The sequence below is a fragment of the Shewanella sp. DNRA4 genome, assembly GCF_012843185.1.
In the GTDB taxonomy this organism is placed as follows: Bacteria; Pseudomonadota; Gammaproteobacteria; order Enterobacterales; family Shewanellaceae; genus Shewanella; species Shewanella xiamenensis.
Genome location: NZ_JABAIP010000017.1, coordinates 1 through 22,175, shown reverse-complemented (window position 1 = coordinate 22,175; position 22,175 = coordinate 1). Strand labels below are relative to the sequence as shown.

At 46.9% G+C, this 22,175-nt stretch carries 21 protein-coding genes; 16 read left to right on the top strand and 5 right to left on the bottom strand.

Features of this window, described 5'->3' with window-relative positions:
- Nucleotide 1: 1 nt before the first annotated feature.
- On the bottom strand, nucleotides 2–1,084 hold the full coding sequence (locus HG547_RS17630; RefSeq protein ID WP_169548588.1) for an efflux RND transporter periplasmic adaptor subunit: 1,083 nt from the start codon (nucleotides 1,082–1,084) through the stop codon (nucleotides 2–4).
- A 128-nt stretch (nucleotides 1,085–1,212) separates the two neighbouring features.
- Here HG547_RS17630 and HG547_RS17625 point away from each other — a divergent pair, with 128 nt between their 5' ends.
- A complete protein-coding gene (locus HG547_RS17625) occupies nucleotides 1,213–2,202 on the top strand; it encodes a LysR family transcriptional regulator (RefSeq protein WP_169548586.1) in 990 nt (329 codons plus the stop codon).
- On the opposite strand, the gene HG547_RS17620 is transcribed toward HG547_RS17625, so the two are convergent.
- Nucleotides 2,199–3,557 carry an MATE family efflux transporter gene (locus tag HG547_RS17620; protein WP_169548584.1) on the bottom strand — a complete coding sequence of 453 codons (1,359 nt, stop codon included), beginning with the start codon at nucleotides 3,555–3,557 and terminating at the stop codon, nucleotides 2,199–2,201. The two genes, HG547_RS17625 and HG547_RS17620, sit on opposite strands and share 4 nt — an antisense overlap.
- A gap of 227 nt (nucleotides 3,558–3,784) precedes the next feature.
- Between HG547_RS17620 and HG547_RS17615 the strand changes: the two genes are divergently transcribed.
- The 11 genes from HG547_RS17615 (at nucleotide 3,785) to HG547_RS17565 (ending at nucleotide 12,867) form a co-directional block, all read left to right on the top strand.
- Complete coding sequence (locus HG547_RS17615; protein WP_011071021.1) at nucleotides 3,785–4,075, top strand: co-chaperone GroES; 291 nt, start codon at nucleotides 3,785–3,787, stop codon at nucleotides 4,073–4,075.
- Between the two features lie 58 nt (nucleotides 4,076–4,133).
- A complete protein-coding gene (groL, locus tag HG547_RS17610; RefSeq protein ID WP_037414230.1) occupies nucleotides 4,134–5,771 on the top strand; it encodes a chaperonin GroEL in 1,638 nt (545 codons plus the stop codon).
- 436 nt (nucleotides 5,772–6,207) lie between these two features.
- On the top strand, nucleotides 6,208–6,444 hold the full coding sequence (hipB, locus tag HG547_RS17605; RefSeq protein WP_169548583.1) for a type II toxin-antitoxin system antitoxin HipB: 237 nt from the start codon (nucleotides 6,208–6,210) through the stop codon (nucleotides 6,442–6,444).
- 3 nt (nucleotides 6,445–6,447) lie between these two features.
- Nucleotides 6,448–7,749, top strand: a complete 1,302-nt coding sequence (hipA, locus tag HG547_RS17600) for a type II toxin-antitoxin system toxin serine/threonine-protein kinase HipA (RefSeq protein ID WP_169548581.1) — start codon at nucleotides 6,448–6,450, stop codon at nucleotides 7,747–7,749.
- A gap of 247 nt (nucleotides 7,750–7,996) precedes the next feature.
- Nucleotides 7,997–9,100 (top strand): AAA family ATPase, encoded by a 1,104-nt coding sequence (locus HG547_RS17595; protein WP_169548580.1) that lies wholly within the window; start codon nucleotides 7,997–7,999, stop codon nucleotides 9,098–9,100.
- Nucleotides 9,061–9,762: a DUF4276 family protein gene (locus tag HG547_RS17590; protein WP_248278764.1), complete on the top strand. Its 702-nt coding sequence runs from the start codon at nucleotides 9,061–9,063 to the stop codon at nucleotides 9,760–9,762. The genes HG547_RS17595 and HG547_RS17590 overlap by 40 nt, the downstream gene beginning before the upstream one ends.
- A 288-nt stretch (nucleotides 9,763–10,050) precedes the next feature.
- Nucleotides 10,051–10,353, top strand: coding sequence for a cytochrome c (locus tag HG547_RS17585; protein ID WP_037429997.1), 303 nt, complete (start codon nucleotides 10,051–10,053; stop codon nucleotides 10,351–10,353).
- A 1-nt stretch (nucleotide 10,354) separates the two neighbouring features.
- Nucleotides 10,355–11,581, top strand: a complete 1,227-nt coding sequence (locus HG547_RS17580) for a sulfite oxidase (protein WP_037429995.1) — start codon at nucleotides 10,355–10,357, stop codon at nucleotides 11,579–11,581.
- Entirely contained in the window at nucleotides 11,581–11,964 is a 384-nt protein-coding gene (locus tag HG547_RS17575) for a cytochrome c (protein ID WP_037414220.1), read from the top strand. The genes HG547_RS17580 and HG547_RS17575 overlap by 1 nt, the downstream gene beginning before the upstream one ends.
- Complete coding sequence (locus HG547_RS17570) at nucleotides 11,961–12,296, top strand: c-type cytochrome (RefSeq protein WP_169548579.1); 336 nt, start codon at nucleotides 11,961–11,963, stop codon at nucleotides 12,294–12,296. Before HG547_RS17575 ends, HG547_RS17570 begins: the two co-directional genes overlap by 4 nt.
- Before the next feature lie 100 nt (nucleotides 12,297–12,396).
- Nucleotides 12,397–12,867, top strand: a complete 471-nt coding sequence (locus tag HG547_RS17565; RefSeq protein ID WP_248278763.1) for a hypothetical protein — start codon at nucleotides 12,397–12,399, stop codon at nucleotides 12,865–12,867.
- 149 nt (nucleotides 12,868–13,016) lie between these two features.
- Here the strand turns inward: HG547_RS17565 and HG547_RS17560 are convergent, their stop codons facing one another.
- The 3 genes from HG547_RS17560 to HG547_RS17550 all read right to left on the bottom strand — a co-directional run bounded on the left by HG547_RS17560 (nucleotide 13,017) and on the right by HG547_RS17550 (nucleotide 16,432).
- The gene (locus HG547_RS17560; protein WP_169548577.1) at nucleotides 13,017–15,260 is read right to left on the bottom strand and encodes a TonB-dependent hemoglobin/transferrin/lactoferrin family receptor; all 2,244 of its coding nucleotides are present in this window, start codon (nucleotides 15,258–15,260) and stop codon (nucleotides 13,017–13,019) included.
- Between the two features lie 234 nt (nucleotides 15,261–15,494).
- A complete protein-coding gene (locus HG547_RS17555; protein ID WP_169548575.1) occupies nucleotides 15,495–15,995 on the bottom strand; it encodes a hypothetical protein in 501 nt (166 codons plus the stop codon).
- Between the two features lie 185 nt (nucleotides 15,996–16,180).
- A complete protein-coding gene (locus HG547_RS17550) occupies nucleotides 16,181–16,432 on the bottom strand; it encodes a DUF2999 family protein (protein ID WP_169548573.1) in 252 nt (83 codons plus the stop codon).
- Nucleotides 16,433–16,819: 387 nt separating this feature from the next.
- Between HG547_RS17550 and katG the strand changes: the two genes are divergently transcribed.
- The 4 genes from katG to HG547_RS17530 all read left to right on the top strand — a co-directional run bounded on the left by katG (nucleotide 16,820) and on the right by HG547_RS17530 (nucleotide 21,704).
- Entirely contained in the window at nucleotides 16,820–19,042 is a 2,223-nt protein-coding gene (gene katG, locus HG547_RS17545; protein WP_169548571.1) for a catalase/peroxidase HPI, read from the top strand.
- 197 nt (nucleotides 19,043–19,239) lie between these two features.
- Entirely contained in the window at nucleotides 19,240–20,733 is a 1,494-nt protein-coding gene (locus HG547_RS17540; protein ID WP_169548569.1) for an ATP-binding cassette domain-containing protein, read from the top strand.
- A 174-nt stretch (nucleotides 20,734–20,907) separates the two neighbouring features.
- Nucleotides 20,908–21,204 carry a DUF134 domain-containing protein gene (locus HG547_RS17535; protein ID WP_169548567.1) on the top strand — a complete coding sequence of 99 codons (297 nt, stop codon included), beginning with the start codon at nucleotides 20,908–20,910 and terminating at the stop codon, nucleotides 21,202–21,204.
- Nucleotides 21,201–21,704 carry a NifB/NifX family molybdenum-iron cluster-binding protein gene (locus HG547_RS17530; RefSeq protein WP_169548565.1) on the top strand — a complete coding sequence of 168 codons (504 nt, stop codon included), beginning with the start codon at nucleotides 21,201–21,203 and terminating at the stop codon, nucleotides 21,702–21,704. The genes HG547_RS17535 and HG547_RS17530 overlap by 4 nt, the downstream gene beginning before the upstream one ends.
- The last annotated feature ends 471 nt before the right edge of the window (nucleotides 21,705–22,175 follow it).

Sequence of the window (22,175 nt, the reverse complement as noted above, 5' to 3'; positions counted from 1 at the left end):
ATTAAACTCCGCGCTGCCAGCGTAGTGGTTTGACTTTCATCCCGTCGGATAATTGGGATACACCTGCACTGACAATTAAATCGCCATTATTAATACCGCCAAGCACTTCAACACCTTCACTGGTGACTCGGCCTAAGGTGACAGCAGCGGGTTTCACTTCGCCCGATTGCGTTTGATATACCCACACTTGGACTCGGCCATCCTGATCGCGTTTATCGATAGCGGTGACTGGCACTATGGCCGATGCTGCTTGGTCTGGGCTTTTCATTAAGGCTAGGGTTAATTCAGCGCTCATCCCTGGAAGTAATTGAATATCCTTGGGTTGTGGTAGCGAAAACACCACTTCATAGGCCTGAGTGCCGGGTGTAACTTGGGTGGAGTACTCCTTGAATTTCGCATCAAACTCCATGCCTGCTAATGCACTAAAACGCACTTTAGCGACAAACTTTTGCTGCTGGATATAAGTGTTTAAACCCGCGGCCATTGACTCGGGGACTTGAATACTCACATCGAGCAAATGGTTGTTTTGTAGGGTTAATATTCCTTGATTAGCCTGCACAATTTGGTGGTTATCCACTAAACGTTTGGCCACAGTGCCACTAAAAGGGGCGATAAGCTTGGTATAACTTAACTGGTCACGGGCGGCGGCTAAGGCGGCTTTGGCCGATTTAAGCTGTGCTTGGGCGCTATCAAACTCGGCTTGGGAGATTAATTTACGCTTTAGGAGTTCGGTTTTACGCTGAAAATCCGCCGCTAACAGTTCATGGTCTGCTTCGCGGGTCATTAAATTGTTATAGGCATCCCTGTCGTCCAGTTTAGCCAATAGGCTACCTTGGTTAACACTTTGCCCCTCTACCAGCGCCAACTCTGTAAGTTGCCCAGAAATGCGAAATGACAATTCTGCGCGACTATTGGCGCTCACCCGCGCGGGGAAGGTTCTAAAATCTCCGCCCTCGAGTTTGGCAACCTCAAACAGTTTTACGGGTCTGATGACACTCGCCTGTACCGAGCTTTCCGCTGGCGTGCAGGCTGTAAGCAGGGCTGGCAATAACGCCGCCAAGGGAATAAGTCGATAAGATTTCATGGTGGAGAGTCCTCAATAACAATTTATCAGCATTTCAGGGGCGCGAAGATATCAGCTAAAGTTGTTGCAATAAACGGGATACTTTGGGATTATCAATCCCACATAATGAGATTGATATTAAGTTAAAAATGAAGACAGAGGACCTCGCGTTATTTCACCGAATCGCTGAAACCGGCAGTTTGATTGAAGCGGCGGATTTGCTTAACTTACCAAAATCGACCGTGAGTCGGCGTTTACAGGCATTGGAAGATGAGCTGAATATCAAGCTATTCCACCGACAGAGCCGCTCGATGACGCTGACCTCGGCGGGAAGCCATTTTTACCAACGTTCACAGAATATCTTGGCGCAGCTTGATGAAACTCTGTTTGAGATGACTAACGAAGATGCTGAGATCAGTGGCCATCTCCGCATTCAAATGTTTCCTATCCACAGTATGAATGTGTTGATGCAAGCCATTTTTCGTTTTATGGATCTGCATCCTAAGCTCACGGTTGAAGTGATTAGTAGCGCAGAATCTGTTGATATGGTGAAGAATAATCTCGATGTAGCCTTTGTGGTCGAACCCGCATTAGATACCTTAGATTTAGTGGTGCGGCCGATATTCACCACGGATTTGCGTTTTTATGCCAGTCCCCAATACCTAGTGCAACATGGTATGCCGCAGACTCCACAGGAGATTGAGTCCCATAATGTGGCCTTATTTAGGCTCTCAAATGGCAAGATCTTTAATGAGTTATGGATTGGTGCAGAACAGGAAGTTCGGGTTCGGGGAAATTTCTGCTCCAACAGTGTTGAAGTGGCGGTAGAGTTTGCTCTGCAAGGGCGCGGCATTGTGTATGCGCCTGCGGAAGTGGTGGCTGATTTTGTGGCTTCAGGGCAGCTAATTACCCTGTTACCTGAGATAGAGTCCCATCCCGGCGAATGCTATTTGGCCTACCCATCAAGACGTTATGTAAGCTTGGCCAGCAGACGCTTTATCGACTTTATTATTAAAGAACTGGCGCCGAAAGGTGTACCAACTAATCTCAGCACGCAAAGTGTGCGCCGAGTTTGTAAGGCATCGGAGGAGTCCTTCCCACCCAATGATGTGCGTTTTAGCCTAAAAAGCACAGCCTAAATCGCGTCGGCGGTCGTGACCTTGGTCGGCTCGCAAATCCGCTGCGCTAAGTAATAACAGGCAATCCCCATCAAGAGGTTGGTGATGGGGAGCGCGAGTAATAAGCCTTTTACGCCATCAATATAAGATCCCAGCGCCGCCAGTGGCAGCATCAATAGCACTAAGCGGCACAGGTTAATCACTAACGAACTCATCGGCCTATGGTACGCATTAAGCGCCGTGGCAAAGATAATCACAATTCCCAGCGGGCCGTAGGCGCAGGGTAGCACCAGAATATAAAAACTTAACCACTCTAGCACCTGCGGATCGGTACTAAATAAATTCGCAAGTGGCTGGGCCAAAAACGCCAGCGGAATATAGAGTAAGGTTTGGAATACAAAGATAAATTTAAGCGATAGCAGCAAAGCCTGCTTCGCCCTTTGGGGTTGGCCAGCACCGAGATTTTGCGCAATAAACGGCATCAGGCTCGATGATAATGCCATCACCACAATCAACAGCACCGATTCTAAGCGTGTGCCTGCACCAAAGGCTGCTACGGCGCTGTGATCGATATGGGCCAGCATCGCCATAATCACCGCATTGGCGAGCGGATTGATTAAATTCATCAGGGCCGCAGGCTGGGCAATATGGGCAAGTTTACTCCAGTTGGCACGCATTCTATCGATATCAAATACCGCCCGCTCAAGCATTCGCCGCTTAATAATCAGTAAATACCCCGAGAGCGACAACGCGACAAGCCATGAGAACAGGGTTGCAATCGCTGCGCCTTGGATCTCTAAACGGGGAAAAGGCCCAATACCGAAGATAAGCAAAGGATCGAGGATTAAGTTAATCAGCGCCGCCAGCATCATAATCATCGCTGGTGAGCGAGTGTCGCCCGTGGAGCGTAAGCCTTGGTTGCCCACCATCAATAACACCAACAGCGGCGCGCCCACATACCAATACATCATATAGTCATTAATGAGTGGCAAACTGGTTTCATTGGCGCCAAGTAAACTAAACAGTGGCTCGATAAAAATACTACCTAGAGCGGATAAACTGGCGATAAGGATAAAGGTCAGCAGCAGCGCATCGTGCAAAAACACCTTGGCACGTGGCGCATTACCCGAGCCAATCAGCCTGCCAAGGTTAGTAGAAACGCCTGCACCAATCCCAATAGCAATGCTGGAAATAATTAACGTTACTGGAAAGGTAAAACTGATCGCCGCTAAGGCTTCGGTCCCTAATTGGCTGATAAAAAAAGTGTCAGCGAGGCTAAAACCTAGAATGGTCATAATGCCAATCAAGTTAGGGAGGCTCATGTTGAGCAGTACACGACCAATTGGCGCGCTAAGCAGCCCGTGTCTGTCTTTCATGGGGAAAATAGTGCCTTGTTTGCGAGCGGAGGCGAGATTCTAGCAGGATTGTGCCCGCTTGAAAAAACCGACATCAAAAATTTGAATTTTTTTTTGTAAAGGCACTTGGATCTGGCAGGGGTTAACCCCATATCACACACATCAAAGGGGAAGGCGGAAAGGCCTCCTCTTTTTCATCACAAAATCGCCTCGATTGTTGGGCATTAAATCATTAGGAGAGTTCATAGATGAATATTCGTCCATTACATGACCGCGTAATCGTTAAGCGTTTAGAAGTTGAATCAACTTCTGCGGGTGGCATTGTATTAACAGGCAGCGCCGCCGAAAAATCGACTCGCGGGGAAGTCCTTGCAGTAGGTAATGGCCGTATTTTAGAAAACGGCACTGTAAGACCTCTGGATGTGAAAGTGGGTGATGTAGTGATCTTCAATGAAGGTTACGGTGTTAAGAAAGAAAAAATCGACGGTCAAGAAGTCTTGATCCTGTCGGAAGCTGACCTGATGGCCATCGTAGGTTAATCCACGACATCAATTCGACATTCCAATTAATCATTAAAAATGTAAAGGATATTCAATTATGGCAGCTAAAGAAGTTGTATTTGGTAACGACGCACGCGTAAAAATGCTGGCTGGTGTAAACATTCTGGCTAACGCAGTTAAAGTGACCTTAGGCCCTAAAGGCCGTAACGTGGTATTAGACAAGAGCTTTGGCTCACCACTGATCACTAAAGACGGTGTGTCTGTTGCAAAAGAAATCGAATTAGAAGACAAATTCGAAAACATGGGCGCGCAAATGGTGAAAGAAGTTGCTTCTAAAGCCAACGACGCCGCCGGTGACGGTACCACTACTGCAACTGTTCTGGCACAAGCCATTGTCACTGAAGGCTTAAAAGCCGTTGCAGCCGGTATGAACCCAATGGACTTAAAGCGCGGTATCGATAAAGCCGTGATTGCCGCCGTTGCTGAACTGAAAAACCTTTCTCAAGATTGCGCTGACTCAAAAGCGATCGCTCAAGTTGGTACTATCTCTGCAAACTCTGACGAGTCAATCGGCCAAATCATTGCCACTGCAATGGAAAAAGTCGGTAAAGAAGGCGTGATCACCGTTGAAGAAGGTCAAGCACTGGAAAACGAACTGGACGTTGTAGAAGGTATGCAGTTCGACCGTGGTTACCTGTCTCCATACTTCATCAACAAGCCAGAAACCGGCAGCGTTGAATTAGATCACCCATTCGTACTGTTAGTCGATAAGAAAATCTCTAACATTCGCGAACTGTTACCAATCCTTGAAGGTCTGGCAAAAACCGGTAAGCCATTACTGATCGTTGCCGAAGACGTTGAAGGCGAAGCCTTAGCTACGCTAGTTGTTAACAACATGCGCGGTATCGTGAAAGTGGCAGCGGTTAAAGCCCCAGGCTTTGGTGACCGTCGTAAAGCCATGCTGCAAGACGTAGCGATTTTAACTGGCGGTACTGTTATCGCTGAAGAAATCGGTTTAGAGCTTGAAAAAGCAACCTTAGAAGACTTAGGTACTGCTAAGCGTGTTGTGATCACTAAAGACAACACCACCATCATCGATGGTAACGGTGAACAAGCGCAAATCGAAGCGCGTGTAAGCCAAATCAAGCAACAAATCGAAGAATCAACTTCAGACTACGACAAAGAAAAACTGCAAGAGCGTATGGCTAAACTCGCTGGCGGTGTTGCGGTAATCAAAGTCGGTGCTGCGACCGAAGTTGAAATGAAAGAGAAAAAAGCTCGCGTAGAAGACGCGCTGCACGCAACCCGTGCTGCGGTTGAAGAAGGCGTGGTACCTGGCGGCGGTGTTGCGCTGGTACGTGTAGCTTCTAAGATTGCTGACGTTGAAGTAGCTAACGAAGACCAAAAACACGGTGTGGTTATTGCCCTACGTGCAATGGAAGCGCCACTACGTCAAATCGCGACCAACGCAGGTGAAGAAGCCTCTGTTGTGGCTAACAACGTGAAAAACGGCAGCGGTAACTACGGTTACAACGCGGGCAATGACACCTACGGTGACATGTTAGAAATGGGTATCCTTGACCCAACTAAAGTAACCCGTAGCGCACTGCAATTCGCAGCGTCTATCGCAGGCCTAATGATCACCACCGAAGCAATGGTAGCTGAACTGCCAAAAGCTGATGCGCCAGATATGGGCGGCATGGGTGGTATGGGTGGAATGGGCGGCATGATGTGATCCTAGCTGGTTAAAATCGTTTATAGCTGCGTTACTTTGTTACTCGTGTAGAAAAACACTACACGTCGCAACAAAAAGCCTTGCTCTACAACGATTTTTCCTGCGCTAGATTCGCAAAAAGCATCTGTGGTCTTTAGCTTAATCGCTTAAAACCCAAATAGTTGTAAGAGAAAAATGAAAACCCCGACTCAGGTAACTGAGTCGGGGTTTTGTTTTTGGATTGGTAACTTGGGGAAGCGGCGTTTTTCAAGTTAGGTGTACTTACCTACACTTTTTTGTAGTTAAGCACTAAAAATTGCTTTTAAAGTGTAACATTGTACACCTTTGGTTGGCTTGTTATTATCAACAATCAAAAAGTGTACTTATATACACTTTTTGATTGAATGGGACTGCTATTAAGGCTAAGGTGTATGAAGTTACACTTTTGGAGACGATAATGTCATCACCGTTAAATCAACAATCCCTCGGCTTGTTAATTAAAGAACGCAGGAAAAGTGCTGCTCTTACTCAAGACGTGGCGGCCATGCTGTGCGGCGTAACCAAAAAAACGCTGATCCGAGTTGAAAAAGGTGAAGATGTTTATATCTCAACCGTATTCAAAATCCTTGATGGTCTGGGGATTGATATCGTTTCAGCTCAAACCAGCGACACCGAAACTAACGGCTGGTATTAACCTATGAGTACAGCTAAAACGCTTACGCTAGAGATGCACCTCGGTGATTTAATGATCGGGGAATTATCCTTTGATGCGACGACCGACACCTTTGCCGTGCATTACACCAAAGACTGGCAGCAAAGGGGATTTCCACTTTCACCAACTATTCCCTTAGATGGCACTGGAACGAGCAATCAAATATCAATGTTTTTGGTTAACTTATTACCAGAAAACAAAGGATTAGATTATCTTATTGAATCGCTTGGCGTCTCTAAGGGCAATACCTTTGCCTTGATCCGCGCCATTGGTCTCGATACCGCTGGTGCCATCGCTTTCGTTCCTAAAGGGGCTTTACTGCCTGAAACACAATTGCGGCCAATTAAGGCTGAAGAAGTTATTCAACGCATTGAAGATCCCACAATGTGGCCGATGGAAATCTGGGACGGCAAACCTCGACTATCGGTAGCGGGTGTTCAACCTAAATTAAACCTGTTTTATAACGGGAAAGAATTTGCCTTTGCCGAAGGTACGCTGTCATCGACCCACATAGTTAAATTCGAAAAATATCATCATTTAGTGATCAATGAATTTATAACGATGCGTTTAGCCAAAGTGATTGGAATGAATGTGGCGAATGTCGATATTGTTCATTTTGGCCGTTACAAAGCCCTTTGTGTTGAACGCTTCGACAGACGTTATATACCAAGCGAGCAAAGAGTGTTAAGAAGGCATATTGTCGATAGCTGCCAAGCACTTGGTTTTAGCGTAAGCAAAAAATATGAACGTAATTTTGGTACGGGGCGTGATGTTAAAGATATTCGAGAAGGGGTCAGTTTTAACAGGCTATTTAGTCTTGCCGCAAAATGCCGCAATCCCGTGGCTGCTAAGCAAGACATGCTGCAATGGGCGCTATTCAATTTATTGACAGGCAATGCCGATGCACACGGTAAAAACTACTCATTTTTTATGACGCCAAGCGGAATGGAGCCAACTCCTTGGTACGATTTGGTCAGCGTGGCTATGTATGAGGATTTTGAACAACAGCTTGCGATGGCTATTGATGACGAATTTGATCAAAATAGCATTTACGCCTATCAATTAGCCGCATTTATGGATGGTTTGGGTTTACCAAGAAATCTATTAATCAGTAACTTAACGAAAATGGCGCGAAGAATACCGCAGGCAATAGCGGAGGTGATTTTAATGCTCCCTCCCCTTGATGAAGATGAAGCATCATTTGTGGCTCATTACAAAAACCAGTTACTGGCTAGATGTGAACGTTACCTTGGTTTTGCTGACGAGGTCAGGGATGTGGAAGTGTAGCATTGGCTACAGCTATAGCTGATGACCCTGCGGTAATTTCGAAGGGGGAGTGCAATACTGTCACCTTGGCTTTGTTTGTTAATCTATGGATAGTTGGGATATCCCTTTTTATTGAGGAGATAAAGAGAAAAGCGTAGAAAATGGAGGTTGTGAGGTATAATCGCCCATCAATCGCAATGCGCTTAGTTCTACTAAATCAACAAGCCATTCAATCAACTATACGTCGTAATCAGAAAAGAGGAAGCCAATGAGTAAGATAGACAGGTTAACCATCCAGGGGTTTAAGTCTATCCGTTCGCTGGATAAGCTACCGCTCAACAACTTAAACGTCCTTATCGGTGCAAATGGCGTCGGTAAAAGTAACTTTGTCAGTTACTTTAGAATGTTGCATGAGTTAGTTGAAGGTCGTTTGCAAGTTTGGACGAGCAAACAAGGCGGTGCTGATCGTGTATTGTCATATGGCGTCAAAGAGACTCAGAAACTTCATACCACTATACGTTTTGGGGTGAATGGCTATTCGGCAGATTTAGAGCCTACCATGGACGATAATTTCACTTTTTCGAGTGAGAAGCTATATTTCGACGGCCCATTTTTTGGAGTTACTGAGCCCAGATTAGGAGCAGGGCACAAGGAATCTAACTTAAAGAAAGAGATGCAATCAGGCACGTCATCAAAAGTGGCCTCTTTCTGTTATTCAGCGATTTCTGCCTGGAAGGTTTTCCATTTCCATGATACGAGCGACACAGCAGCAGTTAAGCGCCTTGGGGCAATTCACGATAACGAGTATCTACGTTCAGATGCAGGCAACTTAGCTGCGTACTTGTTTAAGTTGCACCGTGAAAACCCTGAAGTATACGCTCAGATCTGTAAAACAGTTCGCTTAGCAGTACCATTCTTTGATGACTTTGTGCTCAAACCTATTCCGCTTGCTTCTGGTGAAGAACAAATACGCTTACTATGGAAACAAGTCGATAGTGACTACCCTCTTTGGCCTAGTCAGCTTTCCGATGGCTCTATCCGTTTTATTTGTTTGGTCACCGCTTTATTACAACCTAATCCACCTTCGACCATCATCATCGATGAGCCTGAACTAGGCTTACACCCTTATGCGATAACGCTATTAGGAGCATTGTTACGCAGTGCGTCAAAACGGATGCAGGTGATCGTATCTACACAATCCGTTCCACTACTAAATGAATTTGAATTGGATGATCTGATTGTTGTAGAGCGTGAAGAAGGTGCATCGACATTTAAACGCTTAGACGCTGATAAATTCCGTACATGGCTAGATGACTATTCGGTTGGCGAGCTATGGGAGAAAAACATCATTGGTGGAAGACCATCAAAATGACCATAGTGCATGTAATATGTGAAGGACAAACAGAAGAAGCCTTTGTGAAAGAGTTACTGGTGGAGCCATTCGCCCGTAAAGGCATTTACTTGATGCCAGGGCTTATCGGTCGCCCAGGCCATAAAGGAGGAAACTTCAAGTTTGAACGGCTTGCTCCTGATATCGAAAAGCGTTTGCAGGCAGATCAACAGTGCTATTGCACCACCTTCTTTGATTTCTACGGGTTACCAGAGAGCTTCCCTGGGAAGAATGCAGTCAATGCCAATGCACCTGTCGCCATTAAGGCTCAGACACTACAAAACGCATTCACAGAAAAACTGGCTGAGAAAATCGGTGCGAACGCTATGCGTCGGTTTATTCCTTACGTGCAGATGTATGAGTTTGAAGCACTGCTCTTTAGCGATCCTATAAAGATGGCTCAAGGGATGGATAGAATAGAACTTGAAGCGGCCTTTACTCAGATCGCAAACAGCTTCGACTCACCAGAACATATCAACAACAGTCCGCAAACAGCACCAAGTAAGCGCATCGAAAGGCTTATTTTCGGCTATGAAAAACCACTTTTAGGAACTTTGGCTGCTTTAGAAGTGGGCCTAGAAACCATGCGAGAGAAATGTCCTTTGTTTAATGCTTGGCTAACAAATATAGAAGCATTGGCTTAACCTCGGTTAAGCTTGGTCGGGTGTGGGATGAAACCCCACGACGTTGATCCAAACGAAGTTTGGATAATTCACCTTAACTCCCTTTGGCCATAAGGCCAAAAAACATCTCCCTTTTCTAATCAATGGCTTGCCATTTTACTACTTGCTAATGCAAGTCACTTCTCTTGAGCTTTTGACTCAATTGTATTGAATGTAAACTGCGATAAGCATTGATGTAACTTAATGTTATCTGAATGGCTGCGTTCAATGACAGTCGTCGTGATGAACACTAACTGAAGAGAATAACGGATGTTGCTGCGAGTGATTTATTCGGCGGGTGTGCTGATGCTTTTGTTGCCGGCGGTCACCCACGCCGATGAGAGCAATAAATTATTGAATATGTGCAAGGCCTGCCATGGCGAGTCTGGCATGAGCCGTTTTGAACATATTCCGAATATCGGATGGCAAAACTCGGATTATCTGTTGAAGCAGCTTCGAGCCTTTAAGGCTGGCACGCGTCAAGACCCCACTATGACTAAAGTCGCTCAGTTGTTGAGTGAGGCGGATATGCAGCAGATGGCGGAATACTTTTACCTCGGAAAGGACAAATAACATGGATCTTAATCGTCGAGTATTTATAAAAGGTGCGGTAGCGACGTCGGTGTTATCCGCGCTGCCGGTTAAGTGGGTATTTGCCGATAAGCTTCCTGCTGGGGTGAGTGCTTTGGATATTTCGGCATTAACCTGGACTAAGGCTGAGGACTTACCGAGTTATTTCAAAGTATTAAACACTAATCCGCTGAATGCGTATCCGCCAGAGCATATGCTTGCGCCTGCGGTGACGCCTGCCGATGTTTCGTTTATCCGCTGGAATGGCATAGTGCCTGATTTTAAGACGCTGGATGCTAAAACCTGGACTTTTACAGTGGATGGCGAGTCGGTCATCACCCCTAAAACCTACACCATTGATGAGTTAAAACGCCGCTTTAAACATCATACCTTACAGCTATTGATTGAATGTGGCGGTAATAGTCGCGCGGGCTTTTTCCCGAGCACTAAGGGCAATCAGTGGAATAACTCGGCGGTATTTTGTTCCGAGTGGACAGGGGTGTTGGTGAGCGATGTACTGAAGGATTGTGGTGTTAAAGCCGATGCGGTTTACACCGGCCACCACGGGGCTGATGTGCATTTGAGCGGAAAAGGTGAGGCCATTTCCCGCGGTGTTCCTATCAAAGCAGCGCTCGAAGAGCTTGGGCTAATCGCATGGTCGATGAATGGTGAGGATATTCCTTACCTGCATGGTTATCCCCTACGTATCGTATTTGGTGGCCGGCCAGGCTCGGTTTCGCAAAAAGCGGCAACGGGGATCAGTGTGCGTAATAAAGTCCACGATGGGCATAAAATGGAAGCGCCAGCGTATCAAGTGCCTAAATATCCGATTGCACCGGGCGAGACGGTTGCTGAAAAAGACTATCGAATAATTGAAGAAATGATCGTGAAGTCTTTGATTACTCAACCACAATCTGGCACTGAACTGGCTCAAGGGCAAAAACTGACGGTTGCGGGCCATGCGTGGGCGGGCGTGCGCGAAGTGGTGAAGGTGGAAGTGAGTTACGATTATGGCACCCGTTGGTTTGTCGCGGAGCTACAAAAACCGAAAAACGCCACCGCATGGCAGCAATGGAGCATTGAGTTGCAGCTGCCAACACAGGGCTATTACGAAATCTGGGCCAAAGCGACCGATAGCGAAGGTGATAGCCAACCGGTTGTACAGCCACAATGGAACCCAAAGGGATATATGTTTAATGGTTGCCACCGTATTGCCGTCAGGGTGGTGTGATGAGAGCGCATGTCAATAAGCTGATCATGTGTGGGCTGCTTTTCACTGGGGCGTCGTTTGCCACCGAGTATCCCGTGGACCCTCAATCGGGCCTTATTATGGCGCCCGGTTGGGAGTTGGTTAATTATCAATGCAATGCCTGCCACACCAGTATGATTGTTACTCAGAATCGCGGTGATAAAGCCTTTTGGAAAGAAACCTTGCAGTGGATGGTGGATACCCAAGGCTTATGGGATTTGTCGGATACGTGGGAGCCGACGTTGAGCTACCTCAGTACCTATTATGGTCAGGCTGAAATGGATATGACCCTCTTTAGGCGTTTGCCCCTTGACGCAAGCCAGTTACCACCGCCAGCTAAACCTGCCGCTAAGGGATCTCAATGAAAACGTTTATCGTCAGTTTGCTTGTCCTGTGCGGCTTATCCACAGCGGTTTATGCCGAAGGTTATCAAGCCGATATCGAGCGGGGTAAGGTGCTGGCCACGGCTCAATGTGAGTCATGCCATGGGCTGGCGATGATCGCCATGGCCAAGCAATTCCCCAATTTAAGGGGGCAAAAACCGGCTTACCTTAATAAGCAGTTAGTCGATTTCAAAGCGGGCTTACGCCTCGATCCGTTAATGCAATCACAGGTCAGTGCGTTGACTGCCGAGCAATTACAGGATGTGGCGCTGTTTTATAGTCAGCAAGAGATCCCCAATCTCAGTGCAAATTAGTGCGGCTAGCCGTTTGCTTGCTGACAAGAGTAAGTTAAGCGGTTAGCATCAAGGCCATCGGCTTATAGCGACGACACGGCTGGAAATGGCGTTGATAGGAATGGCATTGATAAATCGCAGAAAATTAGCATCTCTTATTGGCATGCTGGTGTTATTGCCAGCATGGGGATATGCCCAGCAAGCGGAGGTGAGCGAAGCTAATCACTGTCAGCCTGTTAGCGGCTCTGAACAACACTCAGGTCAGTGTGAGCGCAGCGCGGATAATACCGCCTACGATAAATTTGATGGCGTGGTATACCGTGGTGTCATTAATACTAAGCCCGTCACGCTGGAAATTATTGGTCAAGGCAACCAATATCGTATGACTGTTGATGGCTTGGTAACATTTGGGGAGTTGAATACCGAGCGCGGCTTTGAGCAGGATGAAAATGCTTCGCTCTTTATCCTTAACTGGCAACAGCCTGAAGCAGAACAGATAAAGTTTGTTAAATTATCCAAAGACCATTCAGTACTGGTACGGGTTGATGCCAATGGCCAGCTCGATAACACCGCAATCTTGCATACGCGATAAAAGCATCCAGTGAATCATTGTTGTTGCGAGCGCTTGATTACACATCAGGGGATGAAGCCGCGATTTTGATCGAGTGTATGGCTCAGAGAGATTGCTAAACATTCCCCGGTAAACACCGGGGAATCGCTTAGAAAGTACAACAGCTTGAATTAAAACTGATAATTCACACTCAGGTTGAAATAACGCCCAGGTTGGGTGAAATCATCCTTTTGCAAGTTCATGGTGCTATTGAGTAAGAACACGGATTGGCCAGCCACATCGGCGTAGTCAACATATTCCTTATCAAACAGGTTATACACCCCAGCACGCAGATGCAGATTGTCGGTCACGTGCAGGCCCATGGTTAAGTCAAACACGGCGTAACCGGCGGTGTTGTAGACTTCGTTAAAGCTTTCTTTAGGAATACATTGGCCCATCACGCAAATATCATCGATGGTCAGGTTGATATCGTGGGTGCGGTCCATCTTATCGGCCCAGCGTACTACTGCGCCAATATCGGTTTCCATTCCACCAATATTGCTATACCAATTCACCCCTAGGTTACCTTTTAGCGGGCTAACGCTGTTAAGGTATTGACCGTTTTCATCGGTTCCATGGGTATAAGCGATATTGCCCCATAGCTCTATGGTATCTGTCAGCCAATGGTTGGCTTGGGCCTCTGCGCCATAGAGGGTCACTTGATCGCGGTTGAAGTACTGGTATTTGAACTCCATGGGCTGCATCACCGGACCAAACACTGGCGGTTTAAAGCTGACATATTGCCAGTCAATAAAGTCGACCGCGTGGGTGTAGAAGGTGGTGAGCTCATATTGAGTATCTGCATGATTGCCACGGATACCCAGTTCCCAGGTGTGGGATTGCTCAGACTTTAAGTCATAGTTGGCTTGAATGATCACATCGGTCATCGAGCCGCCATCGACCTCTAACTCACCCCATTTTTGATCGGGCGTAGGCATTTTATAGCCATAGGCATATTGAGCGTAGGCGCTAACTGTGTCGGTAAGTTTATAAACGAGGCCCACTTTGGGTGACCAAAAGGTGTCGCTCATTACCGCAAAGTCGGCCGGATCTTTACCTGCTTCCATCGCTTGTTGTTGGTCGGGGCTGTTACGGAAATAGTCATAACGTAGGCCGCCAATCAGGTTTAAATCACCATTTAACAGGGTGATATCGTCCTGCAGAAATAGCCCTAAACGGTTGCTATCGGTATCGGCAAAGGTAAAGGGGGTTTCGGTTTGCCAATCACCGCCGCTGCTGGCGATATTGTTGTTGCGATGGCGCATCATTTTGGACCATTCATAGTCCATACCGTAGGTGAGCTGATGGCCGTATCCCTCTGCGCCTATGTATTTGCTAAAGGTGCTGGTTAAACCCAGTCGCTGATCTTTAAATTCATAGTCGCGATATTCGGTAAGTGGGCGCGCTGCGGTACGCAAATCAAAATAATCACGGTGTTCGAGTTGCTCCGTTTGGCCAAAATAGGCGGTCACGGTCAAATCATCGTGTAAATAAGTGGCTTTATCGGAGCGCAGTTGTAGGGCGCCGTTGATCACTTGGGTATCGCGATCGGTATCAATCCGCTCCTGCGGTACTTGGGCACGATTGAGCTTATCTTCCCAGCGTTCTAGCGTTTGCTCTAGATAGTCGAGGGTGAGCTGCACTGTGGTGTGCTCATTAAAGCGGTATTTGCTCTTGAATAGCAGGCTGTCCTGTAACAGATCGCTTTCAGGCTGAGTATCAAAGTAGTTCGGTAACTCTTCGCCTTTGCGGTGCTGGTAGGTGAGCAAATTCTCAAAATCGCTATAGGCCGCGGCGCTGGTAAAACCGCCGGAGTACTCGTTATTGATGCCTGAATAGCCCGCATTGATCGACACATAATAATCTTCGCCCCGCAGGTAGTCGCTGGCATCTTTTGTGCGCATCACTACTACGCCACCAAGGGCATCGGAGCCGTACATAGTGGATGCAGCGGCTTTAACTACTTCAATTTGCTTAAGACTTTGCACTTCGGTTAAACCGCGGCCTGTGCCTTCTGCACCTGGGCCTAACGGCGAAGCATACTGGTTATTTACCCGCACGCCGTCTTTTACCATCATGACTCGGTTGCCGCCAATACCGCGAATGGTCACTGAGGTCGGTTTGCCCGCGCCGCCCTTGATATCGACAGCCGATTCGTTACGGAACAGGCTACCAAAATCATTGCTCATATTGCGTTCGATGGCTTGTTCATCTATCACCAAAATAGATCCTGCCACCTGCTCAATGTTTTGTTCCATACGGGAGCCTGATACCACAATCACTTCTTGAATAAGTGGTTTAGCTTGTTCTTCTGCCCAAACGGGCAATGCACTTGCGACGGCAAGGGCGCACAGACTGAGCGGCAACGGTTTCATCAATCACCTTTATGCTTAGAAATGAGAATTGTTCCTACCTTGAATATGCGCGATAGCTTATATGGAATTTACCTTGAGATCAGGTTTTAATTGCCATTATGTGATCAAGGCAAAGCCTGTGAGTGATGTTTTAAAAGGGAATTATTGATTGATGCTGTAAACCTTACTTTTCATGTCACCCACATAGATGCTGAGGTGAATGATGGGCGATACGCAAAGAGGCTTGAGATGTCGCTATAGCCGCGGATCGGCCGATTGACTCTCAACTTGGCCGATGACAGTGATATCACTCAAGTTTGATAGTTTGCCCCACTGCTGAATAGTCATCATGCCGGTGATTTCCTGGGCGCTGAAACTTAAGCGTATACCGTCTTTGCGGTATTCCTGCGGCAGATTTTTAGGCAATATTTTTTGGCCGGTGTCGGCGATAATTCCCCAAAAACCCCCTTCTAAATTGAGATATCTTACAGTGCCTTGCAGCATCATACCTTCTCCTTTAGGTGAAATACTTGGCTTGTTAACACCTTGTTTAGCCGCTTGCTGTTGCTGACTTTCGCGCTTATCCATATTGAGCGGATTAATCTCTGCTGTACTTGCTTGAGCCGTGCTTGTTTGTGAACTCGTTTGCTCGGCGGGTTTGTCCATACCTTGTGCATGTTGCGCTTGAGTTTGCTTTTGACAACCCAACAACAGTGCGGGCAACAGTAATGCAAATAGACGAATAGGTGGGCGCATCTTGATTCCTTTCAATCACTTTTGGTTATGATGGCGTGTTGCAACACTCTAGCAAATATTGTCCGCGAGGGGCGATAAGGTTTTTATATCTTTGTGTAGCAGTGTGAAAGGGTAGAGATAACAATTTGAATAAAAAGGCAAAGCCAATACTGCTTTGCCTTTATAAGCCGATTGGCTGGGATAAATTACTTTTGTAGCTGCGCTTTAGCGGCTTCAACCTTAGCAAAATCTAAGCCCAGCTCGAGTACCGCTTCTTTAATCACGGCAGGGTTTTGCATTACCAGAGCCATCAGTTGTTGCAGTTTTTCAGGTGGAATACCGAGCTGGCCAATAATGCCCATCGCCATCAGGGGATTATCGGTTAATGATTGAAAAAGCTCGTTAATTTTTGCATCGGTGACATTGTGTTCTTTTAAGATGGCAATAATCGGATTCATTGCAATACCTTATCGACGTTAACGGAAAACGGCCGCTATGCTATCACAGATAGCTAAACCTTTTGGATGAACAATTTTATACCATAGTCATTCCCTATAAGTTGACTACTAATACAGTATGGATTTCGGTAAGTGGCAACTTTCTTAATGCTTTCATAAATTAACCATCGTTAATCTATTTTCGCGATTCCAATCATCGGTATTAATCGTTTCAATTACTTAGAAGCCTGTCATTAGACTGCAATCTCGGTTGTGTTAACGGCATATGACAATTTTGCCTTGGAGTAACACAACGATAAGGATTGCTGTATGCCGTCAAGCAGCAAGCGGATGGCTCATTGTTAATACAAATCAATGGGCCGAACAGGACGAAACTAGGTAACGATCATGAAAATAAACACCCTTCCTACGCTATCGGCGTTAACTTTGGCTATGTCTCTCGCATTGGGGGCGGGAACTGCCACAGCGCAAGAGCAAGTCACAGGTAATCAATTTTGGTGGCCTGAAAAATTAAACTTAAGCCCATTACGGCAAAATGCGATTGAATCCAATCCCTATGGCAGTGATTATCACTATGCCGAAGCCTTTAAAACCTTAGATCTCGATGCGGTAAAAAAAGATATCAAAGCCTTGATGACAGAGTCTCAGGACTGGTGGCCCGCCGATTATGGTCACTACGGGCCTTTCTTTATCCGTATGGCGTGGCATAGCGCGGGCGTATACCGGATTTTTGATGGCCGCGGTGGTGCTGCGGGTGGCCAACAACGTTTTGAGCCCTTAAATAGCTGGCCGGATAACGTGAGCTTAGATAAGGCGCGCCGTCTGTTGTGGCCCATCAAGCAAAAATACGGCAGCAAGCTGTCTTGGGGCGACTTGATGGTGCTAACCGGTAACGTGGCATTAGAGTCGATGGGCTTTAAAACCTTTGGTTTTGCGGGTGGTCGTGAAGACGACTGGGAAGCCGAAATGGTCAATTGGGGCTCAGAAAAAGCGTGGCTCGATAGTAAAAGACGCAACGAAAAGGGCGAATTGGCTAAACCTATGGGCGCGACCCAAATGGGCTTAATTTACGTTAACCCAGAAGGCCCGAACGGGGTACCCGATCCCTTAGCATCGGCAAAGGAAATCCGCGATACCTTTGGCCGTATGGCGATGAATGACGAAGAAACCGTTGCCTTAATCGCCGGTGGTCACACCTTTGGTAAGGCGCACGGCGCACACGATCCCGCAAAATGCGTGGGGGCCGATCCGGCAGCAGCAGGCATTGAAGAGCAAGGTCTAGGCTGGAAAAACAAATGTGGTAAAGGCCATTCAGAAGACACTGTCACCAGTGGTCTGGAGGGGGCTTGGTCATCAAACCCAACGAAATGGACCATGGAATATTTAACCTGGTTGTATACCTTTGACTGGGTACAAACCAAGAGTCCAGCGGGCCATATCCAATGGACGCCGGCCGATGATAAGGCGGCAAATCTGGTACCCGATGCCCACTTACCGGATAAGCGCCACGCGCCGATTATGTTCACCAGCGATATCGCGTTGAAGGAAGATCCTATTTATCGCGAAATCACCACGCGTTTCCTGAAAAATCCTAAGGAGTTTGAACTAGCCTTCGCCAAGGCATGGTTTAAGTTAACTCACCGCGATATGGGGCCAAAAGCGAGATATTTAGGTGCCGATGTGCCAGCAGAAACGCTGATTTGGCAAGATCCTATTCCTGCCCTTGACCATCCGCTTATCGATAACGCCGATATTAAAGCCTTAGGCAATAAGATCTTAGCATCTGGGTTAACAGTGCCTGAGTTGGTGAGAACCGCATGGGCGTCGGCCAGTAGCTTCCGTGATACCGATATGCGTGGCGGGGCAAATGGCGCGCGCATTCGTTTAGAGCCTATGATGAACTGGCAGGCCAACAACCCAAAAGAGTTAGCTAAAGTATTGGCTAAGCTTGAGAAAGTCCAAAAAGACTTTAATGGTTCGCTCAAGGGCGGCAAAAAAGTCTCCTTAGCGGATGTGATTGTGCTGGGTGGTAGCGTTGCGGTTGAGAAAGCCGCGAAAGAGGCGGGAGTGACGGTTTCGGTGCCATTTACCCCAGGGCGAATGGACGCGACACAAGCACAAACCGATGTGAACTCTTTTGCGGTGCTTGAACCTGCGGCCGATGGTTTCCGTAACTATTACTCAAAAGACAACAGTCTTTCTCCCGCGGAGATGCTGATTGAGCGCGCCAATATGCTCAACCTGACCGTGCCCGAAATGACGGTGCTGGTGGGTGGTTTGCGTGCGTTGGATGCCAATAGTGCTGGTGTTAAACACGGTGTATTTACCGATAAGCCTGGAGTGCTGAGCAATGACTTCTTCGTTAACTTACTCGATATGTCGACTAAGTGGAGCAAGTCAGCCAAGCAAGAGGGCATTTACGAAGGACAAGACCGTAAGAGCGGTAAGCTCAAGTGGACAGCAACCCCTGTGGATCTCATCTTTGGCTCTCACTCTGAACTGCGCGCCGTGTCTGAAGTCTATGGTGCACAAGATGGCCAAGACAGATTCGTGCAAGACTTTGTTAAAGCGTGGAATAAAGTCATGAATGCCGATCGCTTCGACATCTAAAGTGAGCGGTTAACCTCAAGCCCATCCGTGCGTTTTTGTCGGGTGGGCTTTTTTATTTTTGTGGGTAATCAGTGTTTGAGCGATTGCTGACTGGCATTCCATTCTGCTTATTTACTCAGTAGTATCAATATCATGATAAATTTTAAGTACATTCAGTCGAGTCAATGTTAATCGGGTTGAATACCTAAGGAAGTGGGATGGGGAATAGTGCAACGTACGGGGATAAAACGCTTGTGGTAAAAGGGTTGCGCTACGGTCGTGGCAATGAGCTGCTAGTCGTTGAAGATTGGCAGTTAATGCCGATGCAACATTGGGCTATTTTTGCGACCGACAGCTATAGCGGCTCACTCCTTGGGCGAATATTAGCGGGTGATATACAGCCTGATGAAGGCGAAATATCTGGATTACCGTCGCGAATTGGTTGGGTGTCACTCGGTTTACAACAGGCATTACTTGAACGTGAGCTAGCAAAGGATGAACTCGACTATGGTTCAACGGTCGAGGCCTTAGTGCTGGAATCTTGTCTGCATACTGAACGTTTGAGCACCTTTTTACAAAAAGTGGAACTCGAACATTTAGCGCAAAGAGGATTTAGACAGTTATCGACTGGTGAAACCCGGCGGGTGATGTTAGCGAGGGCACTGGCAACTGAACCTGAGTTATTGATTTTAGATGACCCCTACGCTGGGTTGGATAGCGAGCATCAACTCAGCCTATCACGGCTGTTAGTTGAAATTGCCGAATATACTAAGTTGCTTATCATCACCTCCCGCCAAGAAGAGTTACCACCCTGTATTAGCCATGTGGCACTGTTTAATAGCGATATGCTCAAATCGGGTCAGCATGTGCATCAACTCAGTGCACCTATGTCGATTGAGCAATGGCATAGTCACCCTGTGATGGCACACTTAAATGCACTTTCTGCCAGCCGTAGTGCCGAGTTGTTGGCGTTAATGGAACGCCAACGCCACAATGCCGAAGCCTTTGATCCCCTAGTCGAGATTAAAAATGGCAAGGTGGAATATGTTAGCGGCTTGATTTTTAAAGATGTGAATTGGCGGATTAATGCGGGCCAACATTGGCAAGTGCGGGGGCCAAATGGTTGCGGTAAGAGTACCTTACTCGGGCTGATTTTGGGCGATCATCCCCAATGCTACAGCAACGATATCACTCTCTTTGGCCGGCCCCGTGGCAGCGGTGAGAGTATTTGGCAAATAAAACAACGGATTGGCATAGTTTCATCGGCCTTGCATTTGCAATACCGAGTGAGTTTTTCGGCGCTTGATGTCTTGTTATCGGTTTTTTACGATTCTATCGGCCTGTACCATAAACCCACTAAACCTCAGGTCGATTTGGCGAAGGAATGGCTGGCAATTTTACATATGAGTGAGTTTGCCAGTACGGGTTTTAAGCAATTGGATTACGGCCAGCAGCGGCTATTGCTGATTGGTAGAGCCTTGATTAAACAGCCGTTATTGTTGATTTTAGATGAGCCGTATCAAGGATTAGATTTTATTAATCGCACTTTGGTGATGCGGGCGCTGAATATGATTGCCGAGCACCATCTTAGCCAATTGCTTTATGTCTCCCACCATAGGGAAGATGCCTTGCCTGCCATTAAAAACTTTGTCGATTTTATCAAGCAGGAAGAAGGTTATTCGGTTGAGATTAGTGAGGGGGCCGATGTGTAACTCGACTTAGCTATCGAGCCTAACCTTATCATCATGGTGAGTAAATTGTGATAACAGCCTCGGTTTAAAAGTGGTAAATGACCATAATAGTTTTTGGCGTACGCCAAAAACTATTCAAAGGGAGCATCAATACTCGATTGCTTTCTAACATTTGCCCCTGAGGTGCAATCATAGATGCCAAGACCCAAAAAGTGCCGTCAATTATCGAGTTGTGTGCCCTGTAGCCTGTTTAAACCTAATGGCATACCAGCGTCCAACTTATCCCAGATCCTTTTAGCTGCCGACGAGTTTGAAGCCTTAGAGCTTGGTGATGTGCAGCGCCTAAGTCAGCTTGAGGCTGCCGCGCAAATGGGGATCTCGCGGCAAACTTTTGGTTATCTCCTCGCCAGTGCTCGCCAAAAAGTGGCGACTGCCATTACTCAAGGGTTAGTACTGAAATTACCGACTCCAAATGATAAGGACCCAATATGATTATCGCCCTACCGATTAGCCGTGGACGGCTTGCCAGCCATTTTACTAAGGCGCAGCAAGTCCATTTTTACGATGAAAATCATCAGCTTTTACTTTCTATCCCGAACCCCGCCCTTGGCGGCAATTGCCAAGATAAAAAAGCCTTGTTAGACGCCATTCGCACCCAACGCACCAGCATTGTGGTGGTGCAGCATATTGGTGAACGCATGTTAGGTAAGCTGCTCGATGCGGGGATCAGTGTGAGCCGAGGGGATAATCAATTATCGATTGCCACGCTGCTCGCCCAGAGTAAAGAGGTGAATTTGCGTTTAACCGAGGCATCACAGGGGCGTGCATCCCTAAAACATTTAGCCAAGGGCGGATGCTGTGGTGCTAAAGGAAGTTGTGGCTGCGGCGGTAAGGCAAAGACAACCCAAACCTTGTTGAGCCTGACTCAAGCGCAGCCAAGCTTAACCTTAGCTAAACCCATCGCATACAGTGGTTTTAAATTATCAAAATAGTCATGGCGTTATTGTAGGAGCGGAATAAAGTTTGATACTAAACAATCAATTACCCCTGCGAGTACCGTTTTAGATTAAACATGACCAAAAATAAAGATTCATACTAATTGCTACTACTCAGTCCGAATCGAGCTACAACCAAGTTTTAAAGTATCATACCCGTTGTAGCTCACTTCGGGACATCTAAACGCTGGATTTGATTGATGGGTGAGTCATGGTATTTGCTCAACGACACGCAGCAAGTCCTTCCTTGGATGCTCGACCGCCCCATCCGTGGGTCGGACGGTCGTCTCGCTAATCACCATAACTCACCCTTTTAGCATCGGTGTAGCTTGCAGGTTTCTTACAGGTTTTAAAGAAACGCACAGCATGCTTTGGGACAAAACCTTGCTAGATTTTTTACTTAAATTCATTAGTTTCGGGTTAATATTTCTATGGGTCAACGCCTGACTAAGGGGTTAGCAACACAAT